Source organism: Caballeronia choica, from assembly GCF_001544535.1.
GTDB classification, from domain to species: domain Bacteria; phylum Pseudomonadota; class Gammaproteobacteria; order Burkholderiales; family Burkholderiaceae; genus Caballeronia; species Caballeronia choica.
The window spans coordinates 1-2,427 of sequence record NZ_FCON02000376.1 but is presented as its reverse complement, the minus strand read 5'-3'; the positions used below and the strand labels follow the sequence as shown (position 1 = coordinate 2,427).

General features: G+C 61.7%; 2 protein-coding genes and 2 pseudogenes. 2 read left to right on the top strand and 2 right to left on the bottom strand.

The window, feature by feature from the left end; translation table 11 throughout:
• Together AWB68_RS44125 and AWB68_RS50505 are read left to right on the top strand one after the other, a co-directional pair.
• The coding region (locus AWB68_RS44125) for an MFS transporter (RefSeq protein ID WP_125483291.1) at positions 1 to 603 on the top strand (603 nt) is incomplete at its 5' end.
• 240 nt (positions 604 to 843) lie between these two features.
• Positions 844 to 964, top strand: a pseudogene (locus AWB68_RS50505) (IS630 family transposase); the annotation flags it as partial.
• A gap of 160 nt (positions 965 to 1,124) precedes the next feature.
• On the opposite strand, the gene AWB68_RS44120 reads toward AWB68_RS50505, so the two are convergent.
• Both AWB68_RS44120 and AWB68_RS44115 read right to left on the bottom strand, forming a co-directional pair.
• Positions 1,125 to 2,117, bottom strand: coding sequence for an ABC transporter substrate-binding protein (locus AWB68_RS44120; RefSeq protein ID WP_087650350.1), 993 nt, complete (start codon positions 2,115 to 2,117; stop codon positions 1,125 to 1,127).
• 34 nt (positions 2,118 to 2,151) lie between these two features.
• Positions 2,152 to 2,427, bottom strand: a pseudogene (locus tag AWB68_RS44115) (gfo/Idh/MocA family oxidoreductase); the annotation flags it as partial.

Genomic DNA, 2,427 nt, shown 5'->3' with positions numbered 1-2,427 from the left:
AGCCTGAGCGAAATCTTTCGTCCGCCGTATCGCTCGCGCACGCTAATGCTGTCTGTCTTCCACGTGTTCCAGACGGTAGGGCTCTACGGATTTTCGAACTGGGTGCCGACTTTCCTGATGCATCAAGGTCTCGAAGTGACCGCGAGTCTCGCCTATACGCTCGGCATTACGCTGGTCATGCCGTGCGGACCGCTCATCGCGATGTGGTACGGCGATCGCGTCGAGCGCAAATGGCAGATTGTCGGCTCGGCGCTGCTGGTGGCCGTCGCGGGGCTGTGTTTTGCACAATCGCGCACACCCGGCCTGACCGTGCTGGCCGGCGCGTTGGTGACGCTCGGTGCGACGACGCTGTCGTACAACTTCCACGCGTATCAGTCGGAGCTCTATCCGACACGAGTGCGGGCGCGTGCGATCGGGTTCGTCTATGCGTGGAGCCGCCTGTCCGGAATCTTCAGCGGCTTTCTGGTCGCCTATGCGCTGCGTGGCGGCGGTGTGTCGGCGGCGCTTCTGCTGATCGCCGCGTGCATGGGCATCGATGCGCTCGTTATCGGCGTGCTGGGACCGGCGACGCGCGGGCGGTCGCTGGAATCGATTTCGCAGTAGGCGTTGCAAAGAACGCGCACGATAGGATGATGCCGGAGCCTCGCGCGCGTCAGGCGACCGGCCCCTGCGGCACGCTGCCTGGCGAACGTCTCGGGCCATCGCAATCTTCACGGCCCGTCGAAGGCTGGCGCCAAACATCGCATGCGACGCGTTGGTACCTAAAGAGAACCCCGGCCATGCGATGCGCATCCGGATTGTGCAAATGAGTTCCGCCCATGCGTTTCTTTCTTCGCCCGCTTAAACGCTCGTCACTGGAGCACGCGCACGTTCGCCGGGAAGGCCGGCGTCAGCGACACCACGGTGCTGCGAATCTGGCAGGCCCGGTCTCAAACCTCAACTGGTCGAGAGCTTTAAGGTCTCGCGATGAGACATTTTTCGGACATCAAGTCTGCCATTTAGATCAGGACCGGTCCGATTGCCGCTGACTCGTGCGAACGACTCCGCGAGGCTGGTCCCTTGACTAGAGTCGCCGACAACGCGAGCACCTCAGAATCTCCACCGGTACCACGCGGAAGCGATTTCTAGATTTTGAAGCTTTCCAGTGTCGCGGGATGAAACAAATCTTCCGGTTTCAGTAGGCGGCTCGACAACCCCTCCGCGTGATGTCGTGAGAGAAACCGCGATAGCACATGCCGGTTCGCCTCGAAACCATACGACCAGAAGTCATGGCCGAGCAACTGGCGCGCGGCGCGCAGTTGCTCCTCGACGAATGGCAACGTGACCTTCGTCGCCGACGTATCGCTCAACTTCGCGAGCGCTACCGCCTTCGACTTCTCGAACGCCTTCGCGACCGCGCCCGGCAGCCACGGATGTTCTTCGGCCAGCGAACGCCTGACGCCCAAAAGATGCATGATCGGGAAAAGCTTCGTGCGCGAGTACCAGTCGGCAGCGGCCTTTTGCGGGTCGTTGTACAAGTACTTCACATGAGGATGACCGTTCGTGAAGCACGACGGCGCGCGCGGCCCGATCACCGCATCGATTTCGCCCGATGCGAGCAGGCCGGAGATCGTCTCGTGGTCGGGCGCGTTTTCGAGGCGCACGTCGGACGGCAAGTTAAGCTTGATCTTCTCCTGACGGCCGGTTTCCTCGTAGCCCCCGCGCACCCACGTCACGTCCGATGCCTTCAGACCGTGGTCTTCTTCAAGGAAAAGCCGCGCCCACACGTTTGCCGTCAACTGATACTCGGGCACGCCGATGCGCTTGCCCTTGAGATCGCCAGGCGTTTCGATGCCACGATCGTTGCGCACATAGATCGAGGTGTGGCGAAACGCGCGCGACGGAAAGATCGGCACGCCGATGTACGGGCTCGTGCCCGCAGCGGTCTTCACGCTGTAGCTGCTCAGCGACAGTTCGCAGATGTCGTAGTCGGCGTGGCGGAATGCGCGAAAGAAAATCTCCTCCGGATCCTGCAGCATGAAGACCGGGTCGACGCCATCAATCAAGACCTCGCCGTCCACCAAAGGCCGCATGCGATCGTAATTGCCCACCGCGACCGACAAATTCAGCTTGCTCATTCTCGTTTCCTTCAAAGGTTGTTAGACCGCGTGGTCATGCATCAATGCCGATGAGCACGTCGCGCTGTTCCTCGCTCGAGCGCAGCATCGCAAGGCAGATCTCGAGCGTGCCGCGCGCCCATTCGCCATCGTGCAATGGCGCGACGTTGCCACGCACAGCCGCGATCAGTTCATCGATCACTTCGACGCGCGGCACCCTCGGCGCATCGAGCGCGATCCGCTCGCGAAGTTCGTCGCCATACACGACGATGCAATCGGGCAGCGGTCGTAAATCGCCGCGCTCGCACGACACGATCAGCGGGCCGAAGTG

Excerpts from the sequence above, each read along its gene's own strand:
- AWB68_RS44120 (WP_087650350.1), bottom strand. The coding sequence starts at position 2,117 with ATGAGCAAGCTGAATTTGTCGGTCGCGGTGGGCAATTACGATCGCATG.